Source organism: Bartonella sp. AA86SXKL, from assembly GCF_042196885.1.
This window is the reverse complement of record NZ_JBHIRE010000019.1, coordinates 1-26188: the sequence shown is the minus strand read 5'-3', so window position 1 is coordinate 26188 and position 26188 is coordinate 1. Positions and strand designations below refer to the sequence as shown.

Here is a 26188-nt window from a genome sequence, read left to right as displayed (position 1 = left end):
AGAGAAAGAGCGATGGATGTCGCATATTTAAACAGTATTGTAAATAGTATTATATTTATACAAAATATACATTTTGTGTGAAGGCAATATAAACATAATGTATTTATTATTTATACAGTATTTTATTGTTATTTATACAAATTATATTTGACATTTGCTAAAATGAATAATAACAGAGTTACCACTGTATCGTTGTGATACAGTTTTTTAATAATATAAGGAGACTAAAAATGGGTAGTTCAAGCTCGTCACATGGCTCGAATCTTTCATGTAGCCCTTCGGGTTATTGGGACGAAATGAAAACAACAGGAACAGTAGGAAGAGAGGTAGGCACAGTTGTTGGGGCAGCTGGAGGAGGTGTGCTTGGAGCAGTCGCAGGAGTAACTGCGACAGCTGCAACAGGCGGTATAGGTGCAGTGACGCTCCTTTCGTCGTCTGCAGCAGGTTCTGTAATAGGTGCAGCAGGTGGTGCTCTCAGTGGCTCTTTATTAGGAGCAAGCGTGGGAGCTATACATCATACTTATCTTTGTTTCCGGTAAATTATGAAATATTTAGCACTATATATCTAAATTTATGGTAATATTGTAGGCATGTTATCAGTAAACATGTCTACATTCACTGATAAAATAATATATATTTTAATTAAGAAATTTTATGTGTTATGGATAAGTTAAATATAATTAATAATTTATTTTTATCATTAAGCTCTATAGTTATATTTATATCTTTATTTAAATTATATTATGGATCTAATTCGTATATTAAAAATAACATTATACAAAAATCATTAATAAGAGTAATTTCATTTTTTATATTATTCTTTATGTTGTTTTATTTCGTTAATTTTTATTTAATGGGGTTACTTAATAAAGATTATAAAATATTTTATATATATATATTATTTTTTAAAATATATTTTAGTGGAAATATTATAACTTATATTACTTTTATTGTTAAAAACGCATTGTTTGCAACAAATATTTTTGTACTTTTAAGTATATATTTTTATAAATTAAATTTTCCTACTTGGTGGCAGTCTATAAAATTAGGATCAGTTATCATTATTACATACTGTATAATATATTTTGGACTTTATTATTTGTTTAATTAGTATCAATTATTTCATAATTATTAACAGTATTCCTACTTTTTCAACTGTAAAAATCGTATAATGAAAGCTTTATAAGAGTCAATACGGTGTTGTCAATAGATTTTATTGAAATATTTGTATATTTTAGTTTCTAATTGTTATGGTGGATATTATTGATGTGGATAGATTTTATTAACTTTATTTTAGAAATATTGCGTTCAATTCTTATCGTTTTTACTGTTATATTCTCAATTATTTTGTATTTTGAATCTAAAGGATACAGTAAAAAAGAAACTAAGAAAAAACTATTATCATTAGTTAAGTTATTTTTAATATTTATGTCCATAACTTCTTTTATTACATTAATTATTATTATAATATATCTATATTATAGATAAATATATTATATTTTGGTGCTTTCTTATTATGGATAATTTAGAAATTATTAAAACTGTGTTAGTTTTAATAAGTATTATTGGTTTTTTTAAAATTTTTTCTTATATACTTAGATTCAGAAGTTGGAAAAAATATATAAAATCAGATTTAATTGAGTTAAGTTTATTATTTATAGCATTCTCAATTTCTGTCTATATTTCTATATATATAAAATCATTCGTAAAGTAGATAAATTATTTTAAATTAAAATATTATGATATATGATATGTTTTTTATCAGGTTAAATAAGATTTATTTTTAGTAATTGTTTTATATCTATGTAGAATTTTACATTTCAAAAAATGAGTTGCCTTAGTTAAAAAGAGATAGAAAAAACAACATTTTATACGAGAATTCTATTTTTTGTTATAGATTATTTGCGTATCTATAAATTTATGTAGCTATAAGTTTATAATGAAATTTGCTAAATTTATTTTTTACAGAGTTTTTTCTTAAAAAACACAAATTGTATCAACTTCTCCAATACGTGACAACAGTTTCCCCACTTGCCAATGGCGTAAAGTGGGCAAAGAGAGACTTAAAAGATGGGTGTAAATGCGCCGTCCAAATTCTAGCGTAAGCCGATTGGCTAAATAAGCTCCTAAGTAGCCTGATAGAGTGCTAAGAGCCGTGCTAAACAGCATGATAGCAACCATCAAGACAACTATAGCATAGAGACTTTCAATACGCTGAAAAGGGAGAATACGGTCGATAATCGCTTGAAAAATAAAAGGATTCACCAAGCCAAGTAAGCGCAAAACGACAGCAACGCAACTGATCATGAGCAGGGCAACGGGCTGTTCCATAACGCTCATGCCAAACACCATGCAAAGCACGTGTAATGCCCTGTACATTCTTAAAAGAACACATCATTTTAAATCCTATAACGTTGCGTCATAGGACGGATTGTGCTATCTCTAGGGTGATGAGTTTGAGAAAGCCTTGTCCGTCCTTATGTGACAAGTTTTTTTATGCCGCGTCACTTTGACGTTGCTGTTTTGCTTGCTCGATGACATTCAAAAGATCTGATTGTAACCAACGCGATAAAAAACCCAATTTTAGGGGTTTTGGGAGAGATCCATTGGTAACATGACGGCGGAATGTTGAGACACTCATATGAAGCAATTTTGCACTTTCACGGTCTGTCAAAAGAATATCATTTTCTATCATACTAAAATCCTTTCTATCAAAAAATGGTAACACATCATAACCATTTATTAACCACATTTTGGTTCATTTTTGAAGGTATTTTATTTATAGAAAACAATATTTTATCATAGTTTTCTGATGTGATAATTTATGAGTCTAATTGAGAGCGAATGAGAGAGAAGAGAGAGAAAGTTATCCACAGATCATGGGGTTATTCACCCCATATCTTAAGATTGACCAGTGACATAAGCCGCCCATTTATCCATATAGACACGGCGCTGTTCTAAATAATCAGTACGACGATAGGCACGCTCTACTTTACCGCCTACCGTATGACTTAAAATGGTTTCAGCGACCTCATAGGGGGCATCGGTTGTTTCAGCAAGCCAATTGCGTAAACTAGAGCGAAAGCCATGGGGGCAGGCTTCAAGGTTATTGTCTCTCATATACTTTGACATAACCATAGGTGAAATAGGAGCCCGACTAGAAAAAGAAAAGATGAAATTACTTTTAGAGATACAACGGGCTTGTTCTATCACTTTCATTGCCTCTGATGATAAGGGGACGCGAAATTCTGTTGTAGCATCGCGCTTTCCTTTCATATTTTCAGCAGGTATGATCCATATATCTCCATCAATCTGATCTTCACGAATATGACGCAAGGGATTGGTACGAACCCCTGTAAGGATAAGCAAACGCAAAGCCAGTTGTGTGGGGTTTGTTGTTTGGCAAAGCGTTTTATAAAAAGCGGGAACATCTTTCCAATCCATTGCTGGTAAGTTTTTGATTTTATGGCGTTGTTTACCTAAGAGAGCTTGTGCTTTTGTTACTGCTTGTAAATCAACATCCAAACCCAAAGCAGCCGCATGTTTGAGACAAAGATTGAGACGAATGAGAGCTCTACGCGCTGTAACAGCTTTTGTATGCCAGATAGGGGCAATAGTGTTGCGTATCTCAGTTTGTGTAATCTCAGAAACCGGCAGACAACCTAATTTAGGGAGAATATGAAGGCGTAATGGTAAAAACCAATCTCCATCTTTACCATCATTCTTGAGTTCAGCTTTACGACTTTCAAAAGCATCTAAGGCAATGTCTTTTAGGTAATGGAGATTACTTATTGCCTCACGCTTTTGTTTCTCACGTTCTTTAATGGGATCACGCCCCTCATGCAAAACAGAACGCCATTGATTTGCTAATTCACGGGCTTTTTTTAAAGAAACATTTCGCAACGCCCCCAAGCCCATTTCACGACGGCGCCCATGAATGGTATAACGATAAATCCATTGAGCACCACCATCTTTACGCTTATGAAGAAGCAAGCCGGCACCATCATTATATTTGCCAGCCCCCAATGTTGCGACAGATCTTGCATTAAGACGGTTCATAAGAGCCATTTTTATTCCTTTCTTATACAAATTTGATCCACACACTCATCCCACTTGTTATGTGCAAATGAGTGGTTTTGATTGATTCAAGATAAGCAGGTTTGAAATGAGAGAATCCTACGTTATTCGAGACTCTCATTCAATATGCAAAGCAGTGAATTATCATTATAAATCAATATCTTGAACAGACAATCCGAAGTTTCCCAAGATCTTGAATGAAGCACGACTTGATGATCTGAGAAACCGCCCCGAGACCTATAAGCATATCTGGGAAGGGGATTATCTGAAAGCGGTTCAAGGCGCTTATTATCAAAAGGAAATGTTGGCAGCCGAGCAGGAGGGGCGGATAGGGCGTGTTGCGCGTGACCCTTTAATGCAAATACGTGCTTTTTGGGACATTGGGGGGACAGGCGCCAAGGCAGATGCCACGGCGATATGGATAGCACAATTTGTTGGTAGAGAGATCAGAGTGCTTAATTATTACGAAGCACAGGGACAGCCGTTATCCGAACATATCGGTTGGTTGCGTCAAAATGGTTATGAGAAGGTGTTGATGGTTCTCCCCCATGACGGTGCAACCAGAGACCGTGTGCACAATGTGAGTTTTGAGAGTGCTTTAAATGATGCGGGTTTTGAAACGCAGGTCATTCCTAATCAAGGGGCAGGTGCTGTTAAGATGCGAATAGAGGCAGTGCGACGTATTTTGCCTTCAGTATGGTTTAACGAAGAGACGACGGTAGCAGGGCGTAAGGCACTCAATTGGTATCACGAGAAATGGGATGAGAAGCGGGGTATTGGTTTAGGCGCCGAGCATGATTGGTCCAGTCATGGGGCAGATGCCTTTGGATTGATGTGCATTGTCTATGAAGCACCCAGTGTCAAACCCAAGCAAGAGCGTTATTGCACGATGGAAAGAGAAGCGGCATCATGGATGGCATTCTAGATCAAGACTTTCAAAAAACGACAATCCTCGATGAATATGAAATCTATAAGCGTTTAAAGTCTTGGTACGCAGAAGATATTGAACATGTTAATGAATGGCGTGAACAGGCGCGTGAAGATTTTGATTTTTATAATGGTCGTCAATGGGCAGAGGAAGATCTTGCGGTTTTAAAAGAGCAGCGCCGTCCTGTCATGACTTTTAACCGCATTGCACCCCTTGTGAATGCTATTGTTGGGGCGGAGCGTAATAATAAGCGCGAAGTACAGTTTCAACCACGGCAAATGGGAGCAGCAATACCCAATGAATTGCTTACTGGAGCAGCAGAATGGTTTCGTGATGAGGCGGAGGCGGAATATGCCGATTCCGATGCTTTTCAGGATATGGTCATTTGCGGTATGGGCTGGACAGATACGCGGCTTGATTATGATACAGATCCCGAAGGGATACCTGCTGTTCAACGTTTAGATCCCTTAAAAATGGTTTGGGATGCCAATGCTGTAAGACCAAATCTCATTGACGCACAGCGTATGTGGTATGTTGATCGTAAATCTGTTGAGGATGCTAAAAGTCTTTTTCCTGATGTTGCTGTTGAAGATCTTAACGCCGATTGGGCTATCGATAGTACAACCGCTTCTGAGGATTCTCATGTGTCACTTGATGCGTGTATCAAGATGACTCCAATGCGACTTCTCTATCAGAGCCGTGTTCTAGGAAACGCTATGTTACGCTGGTTGAATGCCGTTGGTTTGAATATGAGATCACTTACAAGGCGCCTGATCTTCAAACCGGCCAGATGCGCAACTATAGCAAACAGGAGTTTGAACAGCTTCAAAGGGTGATGCCACAACTACAAGGGGTGTGTTTTAATAAAAAAGTGGTGAGGCGCGCTTTTCTAGGACGACGTCTTTTAGCAAAGCCCGATAAGCCATTAGCACCTGATGGGCAATTTGGGTGGGAGTGTATCACGGGCACGCTGGATAAGCTTAAAAACCAGTTTTACGGGATTGTTCGCCCCGCAAAAGATCCACAAAAATGGTCGAATAAATATTTTAGCCAAGTGATGTATATCCTTAATAGCCAGTCTAAGGGCGGCTTGATGGCAGAACGAGACGCTTTCGATGATGATCGCCAAGCTATGGAAAGCTGGGCGCGAACGGATACGATTACTTGGGTTAAAAATGGCGCGCTTATAGGAGGGAAAATTCAACCAAAGCCAAGTGCACAATTTCCCAATGGATTTTTTCAGCTGTTTAATGAATCGCGTGAAGCGATAACGCATGTAACAGGGTTATCAGCTGAGTTTATCGGAACACGGGAGGTCAACCAAGCCAATGTGCTGGAAAACACACGCCGGCAATCAACGCTTAATTTGCTTGCGGGGCTGTTTGACAATCTCAAGCTTTATCGGTGTAGGCAGGGAAAGATTATTCTCTATCTTATTCAAAATTATCTCTCTGATGGGCGTTTGGTACGTATTTCTGGACAAGAGAATGCCCAATATGTGCCGTTGACGCGTGAAGCTGTTACGACGCTTGAGTATGACATTATTGTTGATGATTCACCGACAAGCCCCAATGAAAAAGAGAAAACTTTTGCGACAATTACGCAGATGTTGCCATTGCTTGGTGGGTTCTTAACACCGGAGATGATTCCAGATCTTTTAAAGCTTTCCCCACTACCGGCAACATTGGTAGCAAATTTAACGGCAAAAGCACAGCAGGCACAACAAGAACAACAGCAACAGCAGATGATGCAACAAAGCCAAGGGGCGCAATTAACTCCAGAGCAACAAGCAAAGATTGCTGTTTTACAGCAAGAAGCGCAAGCAAAGAGCACACTCTATCAACTTGATACGCAGCAGAAACAAGCGGCATTGCAGCAGAAAAATATCGAACTTTTCTTGAAACAAGAACAAGCGCGTATGCAGCTTGAGTTGCAACAGGCAAAAAATGAGATAGCGCAGCGCGACTTAGAGCGCAAAGCTTTACAGGCTCAGTTGGAACACTATCGAGTTTTGACAAAAAATATAATAACACATTGAAGGGACAGAATATGGAAGAAGAGTTTACGCCTGAAGAACAAGCAATCTATGATGAACATTTTGCCAGTGATAATGCTATTGAATTGGTCGAGCCTGAACAAGTTGAGGAAGTTTTTGATGCAGAGGAAAGTTCTGAACAGCCAGCTGTAGAACCACTTCAAGAGCAGCCAAATTCTGATGTAATAGAATCTGATAAATTAGAGCAAGAGCGGCAAGCACGCCAAAAGGCAGAACAAAGCGCCATTGAAGCGCGTGAATTGGCTATTGAACTTGCGCAAAAATATGCCGCAATGCAGGAAGAAATCACGCGCCGCCGTGAGGAAAATGTTCCCTCCCTAGAAGACGACCCACAAGCACATGTTGCATGGCTTAGTCATAAGGTACAAGAACAACAGAAATTACTTGATGAGTTTTCTCGCATAAGAGAGAGCCAAGAGCGCATGAGTCAAGAGGAATATGAACGCCAAAAGTTAGGGGATTATTTCGAGGAAGCCAAAGCGCAGGTACAAGATAAATATCCGGATTTAGACAGTATCACCGATTATCTCTATGAAAGAGCAGACAGTGTCCTACAAGCGCAAGCAAGCCTTTATCCGCAATGGAAAGACCCCGCAGCACGGCAACAACAAATTGGTGCTGAATTGCGCCAAATATGCCAACAATGCCAAAAAGCCGGTATAAACCCAATAGAGGTGCTGGTGCAAAAAGCAAAGGCTTTTGGCTATAGTGAAGCACCAATAAAGGATGAAGTGGAAACCCTTCAAGAGCGTTCTCAAGCAGCGCGAACACTTACAGCGCGCAGCGGGCAAGTTCCAACAGGCGGTATGGATGTGAGAACGCTCTTTTCCATGCCGGAAGCCGAATTTGCTGTATGGGTTGAGAAAAATCCCAAAAAATTTGAACAAATTATGAGTAGAGCTTGAAGATGTGCGTGGTGACGCAACAGAGAGAACCAAGTGATTTTTATCGTTTGGGATAGCCGCAAGGCGAGTTTTAAAAACCAAGAAAGGCATTGATTGAAATGGCAGTAACAGAAGTAAAGCTCAATGACCCATTAGCCGTTGGCGTTTGGGCTAAGATACTAAACACAGAAACTTCAAAAGCGTTGCCTATTGCACCGCTGATGGGGGAGAGCAAAAACAGCATTATCCAAGTGTTGGATATGCTAGGGAAAAGTGCTGGTGACTCCGTTACGAGTGGATTACGAGTTCAACTGATGGGGGATGGCGTTAGCGAGGGACAAACGCTGGAAGGCAATGAAGAAGCACTCCAATTTATGAATGAAAAGGTGCACATCAACGAGCTTACTCATGCGGTGCGCATCAAATATGAAGGCTCTATTGATCAACAGCGTGTTCCCTTTAGTTTGCGTCAGGAAGCAAAGGATGGGCTTGTTGATTGGTATGCAGATCGCTTAAGTTTGATGTTCTTCATTCAGGCAGCAGGTTATACAGCACCATGGATGCAGTTTGAAGGACGCAACATAACGCTTAAACCGGTGCATTATGGTTTTAATGCTCCATTAGAGCCAAGCAAATTGCGTGTTATTCGCCCAGCTAAGAAAAAGACTGATGAAGAGCTTACAAAAGACGATGTTTTTACATTAGATCTTATAGATCAAGCTGTTGAACGTGCTAAACTTGCTAATCCACGTTTGCGCCCTGTTCGTGTTGATGGAAAATCTGCTTATGTGATGTATCTCCACCCAACACAGGTGACCCAATTGCGTACCAACACAAAGAGCGGGCAGTGGTTAGACATTACCAAGGCGGCTTATGATGGTTCTGGAGCGAAGAATCCAATTTTTAATGGTTCTTTGGGGATGTATAACGGTGTCATTTTGCGTGAAGCAGAGCATGTCCCTAATGGTGTTAATTCAAAGACACAAGAGCCTGTAACATCTGTTCGTCGTGCTGTTTTGCTTGGTGCGCAAAGTATCATCATGGCTTATGGGCGTATTGGTAATGGTGCAACAGGAGGCAATGGGGAAAATAGTGCGACGCGTTATAAAATTGTTGAAGAACTGTTTGATTATCAACGTGAATTTGGTTTGGCTGCAAAAACCATTATCGGCATGAAAAAGTCACGCTATACCTTGCCGCATTCTGATCAAGGGGGACAAGATTTTGGCACGATTGTTATCCCTTCTTTTGCTGAAGCAAGCTAACAATTTTAACTTCATTAAAGGATGACAATTATGGCAGAAAAACCGCCAATTACACAAAAACCTGCTGAACCTGTTGAAACCGTTGAGACTGTTGGCATGACAGATGAGGGATTGCCACATGTTTTGCAAGGACGCAACAATTGTACACAGCAGGTTAGTTATTTACGGGCACGTGTTAAATGTACAGACCAAGGGTTGATAACGAAAATTGGTGTTCTACCCCGAGGGGCTTTTATAAAAAGTATTACAGCTTATCCCATGGAGGATTTTGAAGATGTAAAAGCTACATTTGGAAAAGAGCCTCATGGTAATGATTATGGAGATATAGGGCTTACGCAATATTCCAATAGCGATCTGTACCTCCCTATGAAGGAACGAGATGTTTCGTTAGAGGCTGAAAGTACGATTTATATGACACGAGACAAGAAAAGCACCAAAGGTGATGCTGAGGTGATTGTTGAGTTTTATACAAATCGTTAAAGGCAAGGGGGCGTTTGTTGCTTGCGTCCCCCTCCCATACAAGATGCCGCAAGACATTTGGAAGAGAGTCATATGACAATAATAGTACAGACAGGTGGTCCGATTGGAGACAAACAGACCATTGCTCCTTGGGATAAAAATTTTATCCAGATGTTAAACGATATTCAGGATGAAATAGATGATCAAACAGATGAGTATGTTGATCAAGTGCAAAGGGCGATATTTTCGGCTATTCGCTTTTGTGAACGATTGCCTTTTTATTTCAATGAAAGCCGCGAAGTTGTTTTTACCACTATAAAGGGAAAAAGCCGTTATGGTGCAGAGGCACATCCTTCAATGACAGGGGCTGTTCGCATTGTTGATGCTTACATTTATGAAGATAATCACAGCAAAGCAAAGCTTTTGCATACAGATCCGCTTGTTATTGAGAATCTTGAGGATGATTGTAGCCATGGCATACCTACCCGCTATGCTTATTTTGAACAAAAGCTTATTTTGTATCCAATCCCAGACCGTATCTATTCTATCAGGCTTATTCTTGATCCTATAAGAATAAAAGACATTGAGAGTGCACAAGAAGCTTCAATATGGTTTTTGGAAGCCTATGAACTGATCAAAACCCGCGCAAAATATGAAATTTATACCAATATTATTAAAGAACCACAGATGGCTGCGGCAGCTTTTGCCATGTTTCAAGAGCAACTCGATGCGCTACAAATTGAGACTTCACGGCGCAAGAATTTGTTGAGAGTTCAACATACGGATTTCTGATGACCTTTATTCCTATTGCTGAGTTTAGACCAGATGTTGCATTTATTAACACTGGTTATTCTCGTGAGATTGTGAACGTTTTACCAGCACCCAATTCCTATATTCCAGTTCCCAAAGTTGCCCCCGTTTCAGAACCTTTTCCGGATGTGATTTTAGGAGTCTATGCAGTAAGGTCGTTAAGTGGTGTGCGGATTATTGTAGGGACATCAACAAAGCTTTACGAATATGATAACAGCACACGCGGTTGGAAAGATATTAGCAAGCTTGGGGAACAATATCACGCCAATGAAACGGCACCTTGGTCTTTTGCTGTCTTTGGTGATTATATCATTGCCGTTAATAACAATGATACACCGCAAATATTCGCCTTAAAGACAGCAGAGAGATTTGAAGATTTGGGGGGGAATCCCCCGCGTGCTGGACTTGTTCGTATTTGGGGAGATTTTGTCTGTTTAATGAAATTAACAGATAAGCCAAATCGTGTTCATTGGTCAGGTCTCAATGATGCAACACACTGGAAAGTTGGCGAGAAAAGTTGCGATTATCAAGATTTCCCAGATGGGGAATATGTACAAGGAGCAACGCAAGCAACCAACCCGCTTATTTTTATGCGTTCTGCTATTTATCATGCAACCTTCGTTCCAGGGTCTAAAATAATATTTAGTTTTGTCAAAATAAAAGACAAAATAGGGGCAAAAAGTAGCACAGCAATTGCAAGTCGTGGAGATTATACTTTCTTTATTTCTGATGATGGTTTTTATCAAATCAACAATACTGGTGAGATGTTGCCTATTGGTTTTGGCAAAGTCGATAAAACTATCTTTACGCTTTACAATAACTTTGCCATTGATGAAATAAAAGCCTGTATTGATCCGGTCTATTCACGCGTTTATTTTTCTATAAATGACGATATGATGGGGATGAATATCTATGTTTATGATTGGCTTTTGCAAATATGGAGTGTCATTAAAGGACAGAGACTTCACTTATTTCCTCTCTTTGCGGCGGGTTACACATTAGAAGGTTTAGACGAAGTACAAGAATGCTTGAGAGATTTACGCGCTTCTCTTGATAGTAAAATGTGGCAAAATGGTGCGCCAATGTTGGGAGCGTTTACACAAGACAATAGATTTGGTTTTTTTGCTGGTCCTCCTATGGAAGCTGTCATTGCTTCACAAATTGTAGGGGATACGGGCAGGCAAATCAACCTGATGAGTGAGGCTTTTGTTCAAGCGGATACCACAAATGGTTTTTTAAGTGTTGGAGCGGCTTTTATCATTGATAATAGAAATCAATTAAATTGGGCGAAAGAGCGTTATGCCGGCTATAATATTGGGATGTATAATATCCGCTCACGGGCGCGTTATCACGCTTTGCGTCTGAGAATACCAGAAGGCACGCCATGGACACATATAACAGGCTTTGATGTAACGCTCAAACCCGCGGGCATAAGATGAATTTTAAGATCTATAATACAGAAAAATGGAGTGCTGAACAAATGGCGCCCTATTTTGACAATGTCATAAAATCGATAGCTTATTTTAATCAAAAATTCCCTGATGATTATAATACAGAGACCATTTTAAATGATATCTTGAAGGGAGAAAAAGTTCTTTGGATTATCGTTGATGCGCATGAAAACTTTATGGCGCATGTCACAACACAGTTACAAGAACTCGTCACTGGAGCATTAAGGGCGGTTGTTGTCACGCTTGGTGGAAAGGGAGGAGCACCCTTAACAAAGCTTATCACTCAGATTGAAGCTTATTACAAGGAAAAAGGGGCAAAAGAGCTTGTCATCATAGGCAGGCGAGGGTGGGAAAAATCTCTTAAATCGCATGGATATTTCGTTAATCTTTTAGAATATAGAAAGCAGCTTTAATATGGGAAAAAGTTCTAAACCAATCCAGAATACCCAAAACACGACGCAAACAAATGAACCCCCTGCATGGGCAAAAGGTATTTTTGAACACGCAGCTCAAGATGCCATGACTTTTTATAACCAAGGCAGCGGAAAAGCCGTTTATGACGGGCAGCGTGTTGCGGGTTTAAGTGATCAAACAAAGAATGCGATTAATGGGCTTAGCAATAATACGCATAACTATGATAACAACACTTTAAATGGATTAGCCACAGGGCAAAATTCAACAAGCCAAAACTTAAAGAACATGGCTTCAGGGCAACAAATAGGCAATAACCCTTACTTTGATGAAGCGCTTCAAAACACATTAAATAAGGCAACAAGCTCTATTAACAGTTCATTGGCAGGCGCGGGGCGTTATGGTTCTGGTGCACATACGGGCGTTTTGGCTGATGAATTGGGGGGCATAGCAACTCAAGCTCTCTCACAGCAATATAACCAAGACGTCAACAATATGATGCAAGCTAATGGAATGATTGACCAAGCAAACCAAAATCAGTTGGCGGGCGCCAATAACTTCTTTCAAGGTCAAGGTCAGGCAAATCTCAATGCGTTGACGGGAGGGAGTGTGCTTGATGCCAATCATCAACGGCAATTGGATGAAGAGCGGCAAAAATGGGAACAGCAGAACAATCTTGATTGGGACCAGTTAAGTAAGTTGCTCGCAGCTGGTGGAGCTGTTGCTGGAAATTACGGAACGCGAACAGGACAAATGACGACATTGACTCCACAGCCAAAACCTAATCCGTGGGAGATTGTTGGAAATGTTGGAACTATCCTTGGTACTTTTGCTGGGCTTAGTGATATCAGAGCAAAAGAAAACATCAGAGAAGCTGGGCAGAGAAATGGCTATAAACTCTATGAATACAACTACAAGGGGCACCCAGAGCGCTATCGCGGGGTGATGGCACAGGATGTTTTGAAGTCAAAGCCAGAAGCTGTTTTCTTGCATAAGGCGACAGGTTTTTTGCATGTGGATTATAGCAAGCTTGGCTTTGAGATGGAAAGGGTGCAGTGATGTTTTGGCGAGAAGAATTAAATGCATTAGAGCGTGAAAAAGCTTATAGAAAGCGTAAAGCGTTGGAACTTGCTGCTTTTAGCACAGACCCTTTTGATGCGAGCAATGGGGCCGATACTCCACAAAAATTGAGTCCTACAGAGCTTATTCGTGGTTCTCAAACAGGGACAGAACAAGCTGGGAAAAAAACGCCCGCAGAATTGATTATGTCTACAGATGATTTAAAGCGCCAAATGCCTCCATTACCGGATGCTTCAAAGGATACTGTTAAGATACAAGAGGCGCCAGAGCAACAAAAGCATGACTTCTCAGAGCAGGGAGGTGTTGCATCAATGATTCCTCAATCTCCACTTGTTGGGAACATTGATCAGTATAGTGGGGATGAAGCTGGGCGACAGCAAAAAGATGTGATGGATTATATTGCTCAACTTAATGAGAAATCTATAGCGGCAAACTCTTTGAAAAACGATTCTGGAAATGATGAGGAAAAGCTTTTTGATGCACCTATAGGAGAAGAAAAACATTTGAATGCACACTTACCAGAAGAGGAACATTTAAAAGCAAATGATATGCCAGAACAGGCAACCGATTATGTAAACGCCGTTGGGAACTTTATTCATAAAGATGCAAATCCAAGCAGCTTATGGGAGCGTTTTAGAAAATCAGAATTTTCCGAGCATCTCATGGATTTTTTTGCAGGGTTAGCATCAGGAAAAACACCGCAAGAAAGCTTTTCAAATGCGGCGCTTGTTATGCGGCAGGGCAATAATGTACGTGCTCAAAATAGACCAATTTTTGAGTTTTTACGCTCTAAAGGATACGATGATAAAGACGCACAAGCCCTTATGCAATATCCAGATCTTGCCATGAAAGTGATTGGCAACACGTTAAGCCCTCAAGAAGGCTATAGAACATTGACATCAGAAGAAAAGGCAGAGCAGGGATTGCCTGAGGATATGACTTTCCAAGTCTCAACAAGCACAGGGAAAATTATCCCAGTCCAAGGGGACAACGTTCCACTGCTTCTGGATTAGGGGGAAATACTGATAACATGCTGTCAAAGCCTGAAGCAGGTTATATGCTTATTAAGGATGAAAATGCCCCTCATGGTATACGTGCGATGCCAATTGCAGGCAGTGGTGCAGAACATAAATTAATTCAAGAACAGAAAGAGGAGGAGCGTAAAGAACAGCAAGTGAAAATGCAAATTCTGGATACAGCAGACCGGTCAAATCGTATACTCTCGTCATCTAAAGAATTGCTAAAAATTGTTGAGGAACACCCGCATGTTGTTGGTTTCACGGGTTCTATAATGTCGTTCCTTCCTAATTCTAAGGCAAAAGATTTTGGGCATATGCTCGATTCATTGAAGGCAAGTATCGGGCTTGATGCCTTGAGAAAAGCAAAAGCATTTTCACCAAATGGCGCATCTGGCTTTGGGAATTTGTCTAATATGGAATTGCAAGCATTGCAAAACTCTGTAGCGGCGTTGTATCAAGATCTTTCTGCAGAGCAAATGAAGAAATCTTTAAAAACAGTTATTGACACTTTCAATAAATCCAATGCAGCAACGCGCGCAATTCTTTTTGGTGGTGCAGAAGCAACAAACGAGCTCGTTCGAGCCGCCTATGGGCAAGATGCTTATAAGGGAAATCATGCACAGTCAAATGATCCACTAGAAAAACAGATAGAAGCATTGCCGGAAGGCATGTTGTTCGTTGATAGAGATGGACGCATTAAGGAGAAACAAACCAATGGCTGAAGTAATCCCCCCTCTTATTAATCGTAAAAACACAAGAGTCATTGGGCATATAAGTGACTATACACCAGAACAGCTTCAAGAGCTTTTTTCAAAAAATAAGGAAAGGTTAAGGGGTTCTGTTACAGGAAATAGTGGTGCAACAGAAGAAGATAGTCCACATCCAAGTGCAGCGGGTGCTTTTGGATGGGGTGCTCTTCATGGGTTAACTATGGGGTATGATGATGAAATAGCTGGAGTATTCGCTTCGGAACCTCTGGGACCTATTAATTATTGGATGGGAGATAAAGAGGCAGTCAAAAAGTATAATGAAGTGACAAAGCGATGGCGTGATTATCAAAGAGCGGCGAACCGAGATCATTTTTATGCATCTCTTGCGGGGAATTTAGCGGGCGCTGCAATTCCTTTTCTAATACCAGGTCTTGGCGCTCCTGCTGCTGCTCGTGCGGCAATTGGGGCTGATGTTGTGCTGGGAGGTAGAGCTGGTGTTGCAGGAGCACAAATAACCAGTAAAGCTTTAGCAGCAGGAGAAAGGGCGGTGCAATCTGCTTTAGCAGAGGGTGCGGAACGGGCAGCGGCAAAAGCTGCAGGTGAAGCAGCAATGAAAGCAGTAGCAAGTAAAGAGGCGGCAAAATTTAGCTTGGGGCGTGCAGCAAAAACTGGAGCCATTTATGGTGGAATAGCAGGCAGTGGTGAGGGAGAAGGGCTTGCAGATACTCTAGTGTCTGCTGGGTTTGGTGCAGGGCTAGGCGTTGCAACACCATTTGTGGCACATTCTGCTTTAAAGGTTACACCTTTTGTTACAAAACCATTCAAAGTAACGGCTTCTGGTGTTAAGAAAACATCTGCTGTTGTCAAAAAAACAGCTGAGAAATTGTTTGGTAAAACTGAACCAATAACACAAGGTGTAGAAAAAGAAGCATTTCAGATAAGCGATAGAGCGCTTAGGGATGTAAGCCAAACTTTAGGGGATGAAGGTGTTGATAAACTTGAAAGGGCATTAAAACAGCGAGGTCCTGATTCAATGATTATTGATCTTCATGATGAGCTTGCTACAAGAGCTTTTAAGGCAGCAAAAAAAGACCATGATACATATTCGCTCATAAGTAATCGTTTGAATGAAAGGCAAGATGCGAGTGCATTGCGGGTAAAGAATGCGTTGACAGATGTGATGGGTCCAAAAGTAGATACGCTTAATTTAAAGCAAGAGATTATCAAACAAGCACAGAAAAAGGCTGAACCATTTTATGAGAGGGCGAAAGCTTCTCCCATTTCTAATGCTGTTCGTGAAGATTTATCGCGGTTGCAAGAAACTCCTGCCTTCCAAAAAGCCTATAAAAAAGCAATTGCGCAAATGCCAAATGAAGCGGATGCAACAGTTATAGGGAGCAATGGATATCCAAAGCTGAATATGCGAATTTTACATAAGATGAAAGAGGTTTTGGATGATCAAATTAATTCTGCGCGCATCAAAGGAAAACAAGGATATGCGCGAGATTTGACTCTGTTCAAACAACGCATTCTGGACGTTTTGGATACGTCCTCTCCAGATTATGTTAAAGCACGGAAAATTTATTATGACGAGCGTACTATTGGTGATGCCCTCGAGCAGGGAGAGCAAGCGCTGAAGAAGAGCGTTAATCTCGACACAATCAACAGTCAACTTTCGGATTTTGGGTTGATGGAAAAAGAGGCGTTTCAAAAAGGTATACGGTCGCAAGTAGAACATGCGGCAGGCAATGCACAGAATTTTGACCACAATCTTTTGAGTTTGTTTGACACAAAAAATGGTCAAGAAAAATTACAGCGTATTTTTGGTGAAGATAAAGCTAAGCAACTTATGAAAGTGTTGCGACCAGAAGTGGAAAGAACAAAGCTTTTTGCACGATTGCCAAACCATATAGGTGAAGTGGAAGAGAGGGGGGCACAACAGACTATGGGTGTAGGAAAGATTGCTTTCATCAAGGCAGTTGTAAAAAATTTCTTAGAGAAATTTGGACGCAAATTCTCAAGCGTCCATAAAGATACTGAGAGAGATATTGCAGCGCTTATAACAGCGCGGGAAAAAGGAGATTTTGGGTTAGCAAGAGAAAAAGCCGTTGAATTAATTAAGACGTTTCATGAAGCAGAAAAGAAACGCTTAATAACACGAGAAAATTATACGAAATTCATTAATTTTGTTGGCATTATTTTGAATAGCAGCGTTGATAGAACGGTTATAAACTAATGATCAATTTTCATCCTAAAGTGAAGCGTGCTATCTCACAGGCAGCACAAAAATATGGTTTGCCAGAAAGCTTTCTTGAACGTGTTGCTATGATAGAAAGTAATGGTAATCCAAATGCAAAAAATAAGAACAGCAGTGCAGGGGGGCTGTATCAATTTCTCGATTCAACAGCAAAACACTATCAACTCAATAACAAGTTTGATCCCTTTCAAGCAACCGATGCTATGGCACGGTTAACGAAGGATAATACGCGTTATTTAGTCACAGCATTAGGCAGAGCGCCGTCAGAAGCAGAGCTTTATCTCGCACACCAACAAGGAGCAGCAGGGGCAGTAAAGCTTATCAAAAATCCACATATTCCAGCGAGCCAGCTTTTAGGTCGACAGGCAGTCACACTCAACGGTGGTAACATGGAAGCTACAGCAGGGGATTTTATGAATCATATTTATGGGCTTTATAATAAAACGGGAGATGCTTTGAAGAGAACGATACAGCAAAACCAAAGCAATGGACAAGCAGCACCAAACGAGGTGGGTCCTTTGCGTGGGTTTGAGAGGCTTCAAAAGACACTTCAAGGTAATCAAGTGGGTCAAGGTGATCAAGGGGGCAACCAATTGATGGCATATGACACGCCATTCCCAAACAGAATGATGGCACCTGAAAGCAGAGACAATTTAACAGGACAGATTATGGAAACCACACCATTGCAAGCACAAGGTATTGATGCAGGTGCTCTTAAAAAGGGCTTTTCCGGTTTGCTTCATTTAATGAGAGAGAATGGAGAACGACAAAAACAGCAGGCACAGATGGTACAGCAACAAATGTTACAGCAACCAGTCATGGCGGGTTTCTCACAATCGACTGGGAGCCCGACAGATTTAACACCTCTTATTGATCCCTCTAGGCGGCAATCTGTTGGTTCCTATGGGCGGCAAAAAGAAGAGCAATTGCGCGAAGAGCTATTAAGAAGAACGGGGGCTTATCATGTCTGATATTTATGACTGGTCACTCACAGCTGATCAAAATGCGAATTCCGATAGTATCATTAATTGGGCAGAAGGGCAGCCGCCTAGTTCTGTTAATGATAGTGCGCGGGTCATGATGCAGCGTATACGTGAATATCTTGCCGATAATGGTGGTTCTCTTGACTCAAAGTTTATTGTGAATGGAAAGGAACAAACAACATCAATCACGTTGACGACGGTGTCGCCAATAGCAAAATATAAAAACGATATCATTATCCGCTTTAAGGCGCGTGGTATAAATATTGGTACGACAACAATAAACATGAATAATATAGGAGCAAAGCCACTCTATAAAGCCACCAGCACGGGAATAGTATCATTGACAGGTGGTGAGTTACAAACAAATGGTATTTATGAAATAGTCTATAATGATGGCGTATCAACAAAAGGTCTTGATGGCTGGTATCTTTTAAACCCTACCCCCATTCCACCACCGAAGGTCGAAACCTTTCCTTGTGGTTTTATTGCGACCTTTGCTATGCAAGAAGTCCCAAACGGCTGGCTTTTATGTGATGGCGCTACTTATGAACGCAAAGATTATCCGCAATTATTCAAGGCGATAGGGGATAAATGGGGAAAAAACAGTGATACAACCTTTAAAGTTCCAGATTTTAGAGGAGTGTTTTTGCGCGGCTTTGATAATGGTCGCGGTTTAGACAGAAGTAGACAATTTGCCGATATACAGCAAGATTGCCTTAAATCGCATACACATGCTTGTACCATTGAAGAGGCAGGTCAACATACGCATAAGCATGATTATTCTATGGTTACAAGAGTTGGTCAAATAGGTGGCAGAAATCCTGCTTTTGGTAATTCATATTATACAAAAGATACACAACCTGCTGGAGTGCACACGCATAAGGTAATGATTTCTTCAACGGGCGAGGCAGAAACACGCCCTGTTAATGTACCGGTTGTTTATGCCATAAAATCGTGAGTTTTTCAAATGATCAATAATCCGTCTGCTATTGATGATATTGCGGACGCGGAGCAAATCCGCGTCCTTTTTTATGCAAGCAATCGAATGGTTCATGCACCCTTAAATAAGGTACTTGATCTTGTCAAAAGCGACATACAGCATGATCTTTTAAGCGCTTTGGCAGAATATAAAGAAGCGACAGATAAACGCATAGAGATCATGCAAAAACTGATTGATGAATTGCAGTCCTCTCTCTCACACAACAAGACAACGAACTGATTAAGGAATGAAACGCGATGCCATTACCCTATCACACACATATATTTAAGCTTGAACCAGCAACAAAAGAAGAAGTCAAAGAAGGTGTTTTAGATAGTAAGGCTCTTGCACCTGTTTCAGTGGGGAGTGCAGCAGCTTATGAGGTAGAATATTTTGCAACCGCTGCTCAAGGAAAAAAGGCTGATGATGCTATTGCAAAGAGAGATATTGGAGCTCTTGCTTACAAAAATAAGGTCACAATTTGTGATATTGAAGCAAGTGGTGAAGCGCATGAGAATGCGATTTTATCAGGCGCTGGCTGGGTAAAAATATCGCCTTTAGGGATTGGCGATATGAAGGCTGCTACATATGATCCCGACAATGTGGGGGCAAATACATTTTCTATGGAAAATATGCACGAGGGTCCTACCAAAAAGATCTTAACCATAGAGGAAAGATCAAAGCTACGATGGTTGAGTTCTACGCAGCCAACGATGGAAAAATGGCGGAGGGGAGATGAAGGTGTTTATTATCCCATATCTCCGGTAGATCTCAAAAATACCATTCGTTATTTTGTAGGCTCAAAGTCTTTTGGTATGTCAAAATCAGTTTATGATCCAGATAAAATAGAAAAAGATGTATTTGATATGGAGAATATGAAGGAAGGGAAAAAGCATCTTATCTTAACTCCTCCAGAACGTGCACAGATTGCAAAAATTGATAAAGTTGAAGATGTTGCACAACAAGGGATTCATGTTGCAAGTGAAGCGAAGAACGTTGCAGATAGTGCATTAAGAACAGCAAATGATGCAAAAGCTTATGCAGTAGATGCAAAAAAAACGGCTGAGACAGCACAAAAAACGGGAGACAGTGCAAAAGCTGAGGCAAATATTGCGCAAACAGCAGCCGATAAAGCGCAAGATACAGCACATAGTGTACAGAAAAAAGTTGATCTCATTCAACCTCTTGCCAAACAAGACTGGATTGATGGCACAAAAACAGTGGATGCACTTATCTCACCAGCCAAACTGATGGCTTCAATCAAAGCAAATAGTAGCAATAGCAGCGGCGGTAGTAGCGGCAACAATGATGGCGGGGTTAGAAAACCTGTTGAAATTCTGATGACAGAAAGCGGAGATATTCCATTGCCTGATGGTATTACTGCTGACACCGATATCGAAGTATGGGCTTGGGGCGGTGGAGGTGGTGGCGTTAAGGATGGCGGCGGCGGCGGCGGTCAATGTGTGCATGTTAAAATGAAAGGTTCTGATTTAGATAAATTAAAAACAGCTTACATTGGTCGTGGTGGTAAAGGTAATGACAGTAACATTTTGTGCAATGGTGGTAGAACAATGATCAAAGGGCTTGTTACAGCAGAAGGAGGATATTCCGTTTCCATGACTCTCGTTAACTTTGGAGGGAAAGGCGGCGATGGAGGAGGAAACAGGGAGGGCAGCAGTGGTGAAAGCTTTATTTTTTCTGGTGGTAATGGTGGAGGGAGTGGAATAGACGGCAAGAGAGCTGGTACTGGTGGAAGTTCTTTTCTTGGCGGCGGCGGCGGCGGTGGCGGTAAATGTAAGGGTTCTATCATGGGGCAGGGTGGTGAGAGTTACAAAGGTGGTAACGGTGGTAGAGGTGGTAAAGAATGTGGCGGCGGCGGCGGTGGATATTTTGATGGGAAACACGGAAGCGACAAAATTGGCGGCGACGGCGGTGATGGAGCAGTACTCATAAAGGTATATTTATAAGGTGAATTGAACAATGGCACGGAAAATAAGTAAAGACTGTTTATACTGTTTAAAAAAGTGGGAAGGTTTGCGCTTGCAGGCTTATCAAGATGCTTCTGGCATATGGACGATTGGTTATGGTCATACGAAAAAAGCCGGTCAACCAACAGTTGTTGAGGGTATGGTGATTACAGAAAAAAAAGCTGAAAACATGCTTTTAGCAGATTTGCGGCAATATGAGAGGGCGGTAGAAAAAGCAGTTTGTGTGAATTTAAGCGACGAGCAGTTCGGCGCTCTTGTTTCCTTTTGTTATAATGTGGGTATTGCAGCTTTCCAAAACTCTACATTGCTTAAAAGGCTTAATCGGGGGGATTATGAAGCGGTACCAACCGAATTGCAGAAATGGACCAAAGCGGGAGGCAAACGTTTACAAGGTCTCGTACACCGGCGTGTAGCAGAGGCAGGGCTATGGGCGAAAGGGGCTTATGTTTCTTCTAATTATCAAACAGTAGAAACGAAACAACCAACAGGGTTTCTCAAAGCAGAAGCATTGGCACCGATTATTGGTTCTTTCTCAGGTCTTGGTGGGTTTTTAGCGGGCAATGGACCAATCCAATGGGCTTTAGCCGCCATTATGGTTTTAGCGGCATGTACTGGCATTTTCTTTGTTGCTAAACGCTTTCAGGAGCACCGCCTATGATCTTATGGATGAAAAGAAACTTGATGGTAACAGGTGCGGCTTTAGCCGCTTTTTTTATTGCCTTAGCAAAAGCTTTTACTCTTGGGAAAAAAGTAGAGCAACAAAAGCAAACAGAAAAAGCTTTAAAAGCAGCCACAACACGGCTTGAGGTGGAAAGTGAAGTTAATCAAAAAAGTGATGCTGATATGCGTGCTGCTCTCTCTCACTGGTTGCGCGACAAATAAATATGTTTCTTCTTGTGTTGGTTGGTTACCTATTTATTTAAGCCGGCAAGATCTGAACACCATTAGCTCAAACTTAGCAAGAGAGATCTTAAAGCACAATAATCTAGGTGAACGCTTGTGTGGGTGGAAACATGGTTAGAAAAAAATCCAAAAAATACACAGAGCTTACAGAAGCAGAAAAAGAAATGCTTCAAGAAATGATCATCACCTATCAAAGCGTGAAAATGATGTCTCGCTTGATGAAGTGGATAGCATTTTTTCTTTTTTTGCTTATCCTCGATTTTGCACGCCTCATGGACGCGCTAGATAATGTCATTGCACATTTAAAGCAGTGGTTTTCAAAGAACTGAACAACTGTCATAAAAGAAAAAATTTCGTAAAATTCTTTATTACTATGAATTGGAGATCCAATCATAAGCGTAGTTCAGAATGGGAACCAAGTCGTAAAAGCTCTAGTGTTTTGGCATCTGGCTTTCGATAGATCAAAACTAAATCCGGCTTTATGTGACAATCACGACAATTGCGCCACTGACCTGTTAGTGCATGATCTCTCCAATGCGCCTTTAGCGGTTCATTCTCCGCTAACGCTTTGACCACAAGCAGCAAATCCTCCTCTAGTGCATTAGCATATTTACCTTTGCTTTCACGTTTAAGGTCACGGCGGAATGAACGCGTATAGACAATTTCCCGCATAGCAAGCTTAGGTTTGCTTTTCAGATTTACGTGCTTCGGTTCTATCTGAGCGTATCATGGTCCTTAAGCCGTCTAATGATGTACGTTCGACGCGTCCCATTTCGGCATCCTCGATAGCTTGTAATGTTTCCGGATTTGGTTGGAATAGATCAAGTGGTAATGCTCTATCTCTAGCAATGCGGGTCATAAACATGCGCACTGCATCCGATATAGTTAAACCCGTAGACTTAATAACTGCACTTGCAATTTCTTGAACTTCATCAGGTATGCGGGCTTGAATTTTTCCCATTACTAAACCTCCTACTTAATTGTACTACAATGTACTACATTTCAAACCTATGTCAAGAGATTTATCCGTCATGCTATACAACCTTGTGTATTAAGGAGGGTAGGAAGTCAATTTTTAAAAGGAGCTAACCAAAACCTGAGAATTTCTGCTAGAATCACGAGAGAGTTTCTTTTTTAATAGGATTTTTTAGATGCCAACACCATTTGGTAAAACCTTACGCAAACTTCGCATTGATCATTCAGAACGCCTTTTAGATATGGCTAAAAAATTAGATATATCTGTAGCATTTTTATCATCTGTAGAAATTGGCAAAAGATCTGTTCCTGTAGGATTAGAGGAAAAGATAATTGAACTCTATACTTTAGATGTAGTTTGACACTAGGTTTTATACTAAGTGGGAAAAGGTGGGATTAGGTAGGAATACGTGATAATTTATTGTTTTTATGTATAAAATTTAGCATTAAATGCGCGTTTTGTCAAAATAGATTTTGACACCTAAAATTGTAAAAAAGAGCTAAAAAGAGCGAAAATCAGAAAAAAGTGCGTTTTCATGGTAAAAATGAGAGAAGGCTTTGAAAGGTCTTTGAAAACCCTGTGAAAAATTTTGAAAAGTCTGTGAAAGCCCAGAAAACCGCCTTTAAATACCCTTTGAAAAGCATTTGAAGACCCTTTAAAACTCTTTGAGAAAAAATAAATTGGTACAAAACCTAGTGTCAAAATATACAAAACCTGCTGGCAAGCTACACACACATGAAATCAATAAGTTATAGCACCATAAAAGTGCTGTGGCGGAGGGGGTGGGATTCGAACCCACGGTACAGTCTCCTGCACGCCGGTTTTCAAGACCGGTGCCTTAAACCGCTCGGCCACCCCTCCAAACTAGATATGCTTTTTGACAAATTTCTTGTAAAAGGTCAATCATTTTAATACGCATTTTAAAGCGTTCTTTGTAAAACTATTTAAGTTTCAATTAAAATAATTCTTCATAAGTTAATTCTTTGAGTGTGTTATCTAAGAGTTTCATTTTTAAACATGATAGTTTTTTCTGAAAAAATGAAAGGTAATTATGATATTTATCATTTTTTTCCTGTTTAAAAATTTTTTACAAAGCAATATTTTTTTTAAGTTCTAACAATCGTTTTCGTAATAATAAGAAATGTTTAGTTGAAAATGTTTGATAAATTATATTAAATTCCGGTCGTGTATTTTTGAATTATTTTACCTTTCCAGATATTTATTTTATTTAGATCGTTTATATTGTCGAAAAGAAAATGTTATTACTCTGACAGTTTATGAGAGATAAATTTGTAAGAATGACATATATATTCAAGGAAAGTTTTTATTGAGTTTAAATTAAGTACAATTCAATAAGAAAGCTCTTTAAAAGATTTTAATTTTTTAAATAAAAATATTCAGATATTTAGTGCGTCTAAAGAGTACCTTGGAGGGAATGGCTGATTTGCACTATTTGAATAAAAATTTATGTAAGATTTGCATCGATAGTTTAAAATCTCTTCTAGATATGACTGGAAATTAGGTATATTTGTAATGCTTTTTCTGTGGGATAAGCAAAAAGTTAATTTGAATGGAAGAAAAAATTATTGAGCTCTACCCTTAGATCAATAGATAGTTTGTGAAGGTATTACATAGTTTTTCAAGAATAGAACTTAAAAACGCTAAATTATGCAGAGTCAGAAAGCGTAAACTTTAGAAGACAAAGTTTTAAAAGCCGATTCATTCACAAGTATGTGTAAAATAAAATATTTATGTCTAATATGAGAGAATAGGTTATTCCTGATTCTATTGAGTTTTTTTGCCTCTATCCCTCATCTTTTTGAAGCTTTTTTATGGTTGCAAGAGCGAGTTTTTTACGGTCTGTGCTCTTTGTGTAAAGAGATGCCATAGCATCATTTGTCCAGCCAAAAATTGCTTTGAGTTGTGATACTGTTGCACCAGAATTAGCGGCCACGTTTTGCTGCTAATTTTCTCAATCCATGCGCCGATTTTTTGATACCTGCTTTGGTACACACATTATAAAATGTAAATCCGAACCTATTTTTGGGTATTTTTTTCCCGCATTTACCACAAATGAATGTTTCATCACCTATGGGACCTGCTTCAAGCATTTTGGCTAATTCTGGAAAAATAGGAAGAAAAACATCTGTTTGAAATTTACTTTTTTCTGTTTTGAGGTGAATGATATTATCATTGACATCTTTCCAGCCAATTCGTACCGCATCATCACGACGCAAGCCCGTATATAAAAGAACATCAATCCAGACACGTTCATGGGTACCATGATGCCATCTTTGATAATATTTTTCGACATCTTCTTCTGTCCAAACAGGAAATCTCTCTTTGTTTTTGAGGGGGCGTCTTTTTGTTCCTAAAGCTGGATTATTTTCCAAAAGTCCTTGTTCAATTGCCCATTTAAAAAGCCCATTTAGGGATTGTAGAAAGTCTCTAGCCATTGCTGGTGTTTCTTTGCGCCGTTCAACACCGGCTATGATATGTTTCTTTTCAATTGCTTGGTATGGAATGTTTCCTATGCTATCACATACCTTCATAAGAATGAGTTCTTTTTGTTTTTGGGTGACTTTAGAAAGGCTATGCCAATTGGAGCTGTTAAAGTATTGTTTAAGGAGCCATGCGAATGAACCTTCGACTAGCTTACCAGTTTTTGATTTAGGAAGTATAAGCCCTTGTAACTCGGCAAGTGCGCTTTTGTAGTTATCAACAAACTCTTGCGTTCCATAGGTACCGCGTATTCTAATGCGTGGTCCATGACCAATACGTACATACCATACAATTTTGCCATGTTGAGTAATTTGTTTAACGAGATGAGGAGGACGTGGTTTAGGCATGGTATTTTACATCTTAGAGAGTGCGGTTTCGTAATATTCATTCTTTGACAAATCTAAAAGTTTGTCTGGGTGTGCTGTTGAGTTTGGTATTGGAATATCTGCT

The 26188-nt window shown here is 40.0% G+C and carries 22 protein-coding genes, 1 tRNA gene and 5 pseudogenes; 21 read left to right on the top strand and 7 right to left on the bottom strand.

Annotated features, from left to right (window positions below):
• Positions 1–230: 230 nt before the first annotated feature.
• Positions 231–539 (top strand): hypothetical protein, encoded by a 309-nt coding sequence (locus ACFIO5_RS07710; RefSeq protein ID WP_375705194.1) that lies wholly within the window; start codon positions 231–233, stop codon positions 537–539.
• Between the two features lie 1438 nt (positions 540–1977).
• Here the strand turns inward: ACFIO5_RS07710 and ACFIO5_RS07705 are convergent.
• The 3 genes from ACFIO5_RS07705 to ACFIO5_RS07695 all read right to left on the bottom strand — a co-directional run bounded on the left by ACFIO5_RS07705 (position 1978) and on the right by ACFIO5_RS07695 (position 4068).
• Positions 1978–2340 (bottom strand): ABC transporter transmembrane domain-containing protein, encoded by a 363-nt coding sequence (locus ACFIO5_RS07705; protein ID WP_375705193.1) that lies wholly within the window; start codon positions 2338–2340, stop codon positions 1978–1980.
• A 154-nt stretch (positions 2341–2494) separates the two neighbouring features.
• Positions 2495–2695: a helix-turn-helix transcriptional regulator gene (locus ACFIO5_RS07700; RefSeq protein ID WP_375642557.1), complete on the bottom strand. Its 201-nt coding sequence runs from the start codon at positions 2693–2695 to the stop codon at positions 2495–2497.
• 206 nt (positions 2696–2901) lie between these two features.
• Positions 2902–4068, bottom strand: a complete 1167-nt coding sequence (locus ACFIO5_RS07695) for a tyrosine-type recombinase/integrase (protein ID WP_375705192.1) — start codon at positions 4066–4068, stop codon at positions 2902–2904.
• A gap of 175 nt (positions 4069–4243) precedes the next feature.
• Here ACFIO5_RS07695 and ACFIO5_RS07690 point away from each other — a divergent pair.
• From ACFIO5_RS07690 to ACFIO5_RS07600, 19 genes and pseudogenes are all read left to right on the top strand, one after another.
• Positions 4244–5002: pseudogene (locus ACFIO5_RS07690) on the top strand (terminase large subunit domain-containing protein); the annotation flags it as partial.
• Positions 4987–7043, top strand: a pseudogene (bgtI, locus tag ACFIO5_RS07685) (BaGTA-type gene transfer agent portal protein BgtI). The pseudogenes ACFIO5_RS07690 and bgtI, both read left to right, overlap by 16 nt.
• Positions 7044–7054: 11 nt before the next feature.
• Complete coding sequence (locus ACFIO5_RS07680; protein ID WP_375610772.1) at positions 7055–7966, top strand: hypothetical protein; 912 nt, start codon at positions 7055–7057, stop codon at positions 7964–7966.
• 98 nt (positions 7967–8064) lie between these two features.
• Positions 8065–9210, top strand: coding sequence for a BaGTA-type gene transfer agent major capsid protein (gene bgtG, locus ACFIO5_RS07675; protein ID WP_375610773.1), 1146 nt, complete (start codon positions 8065–8067; stop codon positions 9208–9210).
• Positions 9211–9240: 30 nt separating this feature from the next.
• Positions 9241–9690 (top strand): hypothetical protein, encoded by a 450-nt coding sequence (locus ACFIO5_RS07670; RefSeq protein WP_375610774.1) that lies wholly within the window; start codon positions 9241–9243, stop codon positions 9688–9690.
• Positions 9691–9762: 72 nt separating this feature from the next.
• Positions 9763–10461: a phage adaptor protein gene (locus ACFIO5_RS07665; protein WP_375634837.1), complete on the top strand. Its 699-nt coding sequence runs from the start codon at positions 9763–9765 to the stop codon at positions 10459–10461.
• Positions 10461–11918: a gene transfer agent protein BgtE gene (bgtE, locus tag ACFIO5_RS07660; RefSeq protein WP_375705191.1), complete on the top strand. Its 1458-nt coding sequence runs from the start codon at positions 10461–10463 to the stop codon at positions 11916–11918. The genes ACFIO5_RS07665 and bgtE overlap by 1 nt, the downstream gene beginning before the upstream one ends.
• A 41-nt stretch (positions 11919–11959) precedes the next feature.
• Positions 11960–12343: a V-type proton ATPase subunit F family protein gene (locus tag ACFIO5_RS07655; RefSeq protein ID WP_375633757.1), complete on the top strand. Its 384-nt coding sequence runs from the start codon at positions 11960–11962 to the stop codon at positions 12341–12343.
• Between the two features lies 1 nt (position 12344).
• Positions 12345–13400: a BaGTA-type gene transfer agent maturation protease BgtD gene (gene bgtD, locus ACFIO5_RS07650; RefSeq protein ID WP_375705190.1), complete on the top strand. Its 1056-nt coding sequence runs from the start codon at positions 12345–12347 to the stop codon at positions 13398–13400.
• 50 nt (positions 13401–13450) lie between these two features.
• Positions 13451–15162 (top strand): annotated as a pseudogene (locus ACFIO5_RS07645) (hypothetical protein); the annotation flags it as partial.
• On the top strand, positions 15155–17386 hold the full coding sequence (locus ACFIO5_RS07640; protein ID WP_375705189.1) for a hypothetical protein: 2232 nt from the start codon (positions 15155–15157) through the stop codon (positions 17384–17386). The pseudogene ACFIO5_RS07645 and the gene ACFIO5_RS07640, both read left to right, overlap by 8 nt.
• Complete coding sequence (locus ACFIO5_RS07635) at positions 17386–18378, top strand: transglycosylase SLT domain-containing protein (protein ID WP_375705188.1); 993 nt, start codon at positions 17386–17388, stop codon at positions 18376–18378. The genes ACFIO5_RS07640 and ACFIO5_RS07635 overlap by 1 nt, the downstream gene beginning before the upstream one ends.
• Positions 18371–19348, top strand: a complete 978-nt coding sequence (gene bgtC / locus ACFIO5_RS07630) for a gene transfer agent tail collar protein BgtC (RefSeq protein ID WP_375689396.1) — start codon at positions 18371–18373, stop codon at positions 19346–19348. The genes ACFIO5_RS07635 and bgtC overlap by 8 nt, the downstream gene beginning before the upstream one ends.
• Positions 19349–19357: 9 nt before the next feature.
• Positions 19358–19609: a hypothetical protein gene (locus tag ACFIO5_RS07625; RefSeq protein WP_375612617.1), complete on the top strand. Its 252-nt coding sequence runs from the start codon at positions 19358–19360 to the stop codon at positions 19607–19609.
• Between the two features lie 17 nt (positions 19610–19626).
• Entirely contained in the window at positions 19627–21336 is a 1710-nt protein-coding gene (locus ACFIO5_RS07620) for a glycine-rich domain-containing protein (protein ID WP_375705187.1), read from the top strand.
• A gap of 13 nt (positions 21337–21349) precedes the next feature.
• Positions 21350–22015 (top strand): gene transfer agent endolysin BgtA, encoded by a 666-nt coding sequence (gene bgtA, locus ACFIO5_RS07615; RefSeq protein ID WP_375612619.1) that lies wholly within the window; start codon positions 21350–21352, stop codon positions 22013–22015.
• The gene (locus ACFIO5_RS07610; protein WP_375612620.1) at positions 22012–22239 is read left to right on the top strand and encodes a hypothetical protein; all 228 of its coding nucleotides are present in this window, start codon (positions 22012–22014) and stop codon (positions 22237–22239) included. Before bgtA ends, ACFIO5_RS07610 begins: the two co-directional genes overlap by 4 nt.
• The gene (locus ACFIO5_RS07605; protein ID WP_375705186.1) at positions 22172–22378 is read left to right on the top strand and encodes a hypothetical protein; all 207 of its coding nucleotides are present in this window, start codon (positions 22172–22174) and stop codon (positions 22376–22378) included. Before ACFIO5_RS07610 ends, ACFIO5_RS07605 begins: the two co-directional genes overlap by 68 nt.
• Positions 22371–22589: a hypothetical protein gene (locus tag ACFIO5_RS07600; RefSeq protein WP_375705185.1), complete on the top strand. Its 219-nt coding sequence runs from the start codon at positions 22371–22373 to the stop codon at positions 22587–22589. The genes ACFIO5_RS07605 and ACFIO5_RS07600 overlap by 8 nt, the downstream gene beginning before the upstream one ends.
• 61 nt (positions 22590–22650) lie before the next feature.
• On the opposite strand, the gene ACFIO5_RS07595 is transcribed toward ACFIO5_RS07600, so the two are convergent.
• Complete coding sequence (locus ACFIO5_RS07595; RefSeq protein WP_273787998.1) at positions 22651–22932, bottom strand: type II toxin-antitoxin system YafQ family toxin; 282 nt, start codon at positions 22930–22932, stop codon at positions 22651–22653.
• A gap of 7 nt (positions 22933–22939) precedes the next feature.
• Positions 22940–23221, bottom strand: coding sequence for a type II toxin-antitoxin system RelB/DinJ family antitoxin (locus ACFIO5_RS07590; protein WP_015856349.1), 282 nt, complete (start codon positions 23219–23221; stop codon positions 22940–22942).
• 190 nt (positions 23222–23411) lie between these two features.
• Between ACFIO5_RS07590 and ACFIO5_RS07585 the strand changes: the two are divergent.
• Positions 23412–23588, top strand: a pseudogene (locus ACFIO5_RS07585) (XRE family transcriptional regulator); the annotation flags it as partial.
• Positions 23589–24007: 419 nt separating this feature from the next.
• Here the strand turns inward: ACFIO5_RS07585 and ACFIO5_RS07580 are convergent.
• Positions 24008–24097, bottom strand: a tRNA-Ser gene (locus tag ACFIO5_RS07580).
• A gap of 943 nt (positions 24098–25040) precedes the next feature.
• Positions 25041–26085, bottom strand: a pseudogene (locus tag ACFIO5_RS07575) (tyrosine-type recombinase/integrase).
• Positions 26086–26188 lie beyond the last annotated feature (103 nt).

Bases quoted from the DNA above. Each gene is read 5' to 3' on its own strand.
- ACFIO5_RS07710 (WP_375705194.1), top strand. From the start codon at position 231: ATGGGTAGTTCAAGCTCGTCACATGGCTCGAATCTTTCATGTAGCCCT.
- ACFIO5_RS07705 (WP_375705193.1), bottom strand. From the start codon at position 2,340: ATGAGCGTTATGGAACAGCCCGTTGCCCTGCTCATGATCAGTTGCGTT.
- ACFIO5_RS07700 (WP_375642557.1), bottom strand. From the start codon at position 2,695: ATGATAGAAAATGATATTCTTTTGACAGACCGTGAAAGTGCAAAATTG.
- ACFIO5_RS07695 (WP_375705192.1), bottom strand. From the start codon at position 4,068: ATGGCTCTTATGAACCGTCTTAATGCAAGATCTGTCGCAACATTGGGG.
- ACFIO5_RS07680 (WP_375610772.1), top strand. From the start codon at position 7,055: ATGGAAGAAGAGTTTACGCCTGAAGAACAAGCAATCTATGATGAACAT.
- bgtG (WP_375610773.1), top strand. From the start codon at position 8,065: ATGGCAGTAACAGAAGTAAAGCTCAATGACCCATTAGCCGTTGGCGTT.
- ACFIO5_RS07670 (WP_375610774.1), top strand. From the start codon at position 9,241: ATGGCAGAAAAACCGCCAATTACACAAAAACCTGCTGAACCTGTTGAA.
- ACFIO5_RS07665 (WP_375634837.1), top strand. From the start codon at position 9,763: ATGACAATAATAGTACAGACAGGTGGTCCGATTGGAGACAAACAGACC.
- bgtE (WP_375705191.1), top strand. From the start codon at position 10,461: ATGACCTTTATTCCTATTGCTGAGTTTAGACCAGATGTTGCATTTATT.
- ACFIO5_RS07655 (WP_375633757.1), top strand. From the start codon at position 11,960: ATGGCGCCCTATTTTGACAATGTCATAAAATCGATAGCTTATTTTAAT.
- bgtD (WP_375705190.1), top strand. From the start codon at position 12,345: ATGGGAAAAAGTTCTAAACCAATCCAGAATACCCAAAACACGACGCAA.
- ACFIO5_RS07640 (WP_375705189.1), top strand. From the start codon at position 15,155: ATGGCTGAAGTAATCCCCCCTCTTATTAATCGTAAAAACACAAGAGTC.
- ACFIO5_RS07635 (WP_375705188.1), top strand. From the start codon at position 17,386: ATGATCAATTTTCATCCTAAAGTGAAGCGTGCTATCTCACAGGCAGCA.
- bgtC (WP_375689396.1), top strand. From the start codon at position 18,371: ATGTCTGATATTTATGACTGGTCACTCACAGCTGATCAAAATGCGAAT.
- ACFIO5_RS07625 (WP_375612617.1), top strand. From the start codon at position 19,358: ATGATCAATAATCCGTCTGCTATTGATGATATTGCGGACGCGGAGCAA.
- ACFIO5_RS07620 (WP_375705187.1), top strand. From the start codon at position 19,627: ATGCCATTACCCTATCACACACATATATTTAAGCTTGAACCAGCAACA.
- bgtA (WP_375612619.1), top strand. From the start codon at position 21,350: ATGGCACGGAAAATAAGTAAAGACTGTTTATACTGTTTAAAAAAGTGG.
- ACFIO5_RS07610 (WP_375612620.1), top strand. From the start codon at position 22,012: ATGATCTTATGGATGAAAAGAAACTTGATGGTAACAGGTGCGGCTTTA.
- ACFIO5_RS07600 (WP_375705185.1), top strand. From the start codon at position 22,371: ATGGTTAGAAAAAAATCCAAAAAATACACAGAGCTTACAGAAGCAGAA.
- ACFIO5_RS07595 (WP_273787998.1), bottom strand. From the start codon at position 22,932: ATGCGGGAAATTGTCTATACGCGTTCATTCCGCCGTGACCTTAAACGT.
- ACFIO5_RS07590 (WP_015856349.1), bottom strand. From the start codon at position 23,221: ATGGGAAAAATTCAAGCCCGCATACCTGATGAAGTTCAAGAAATTGCA.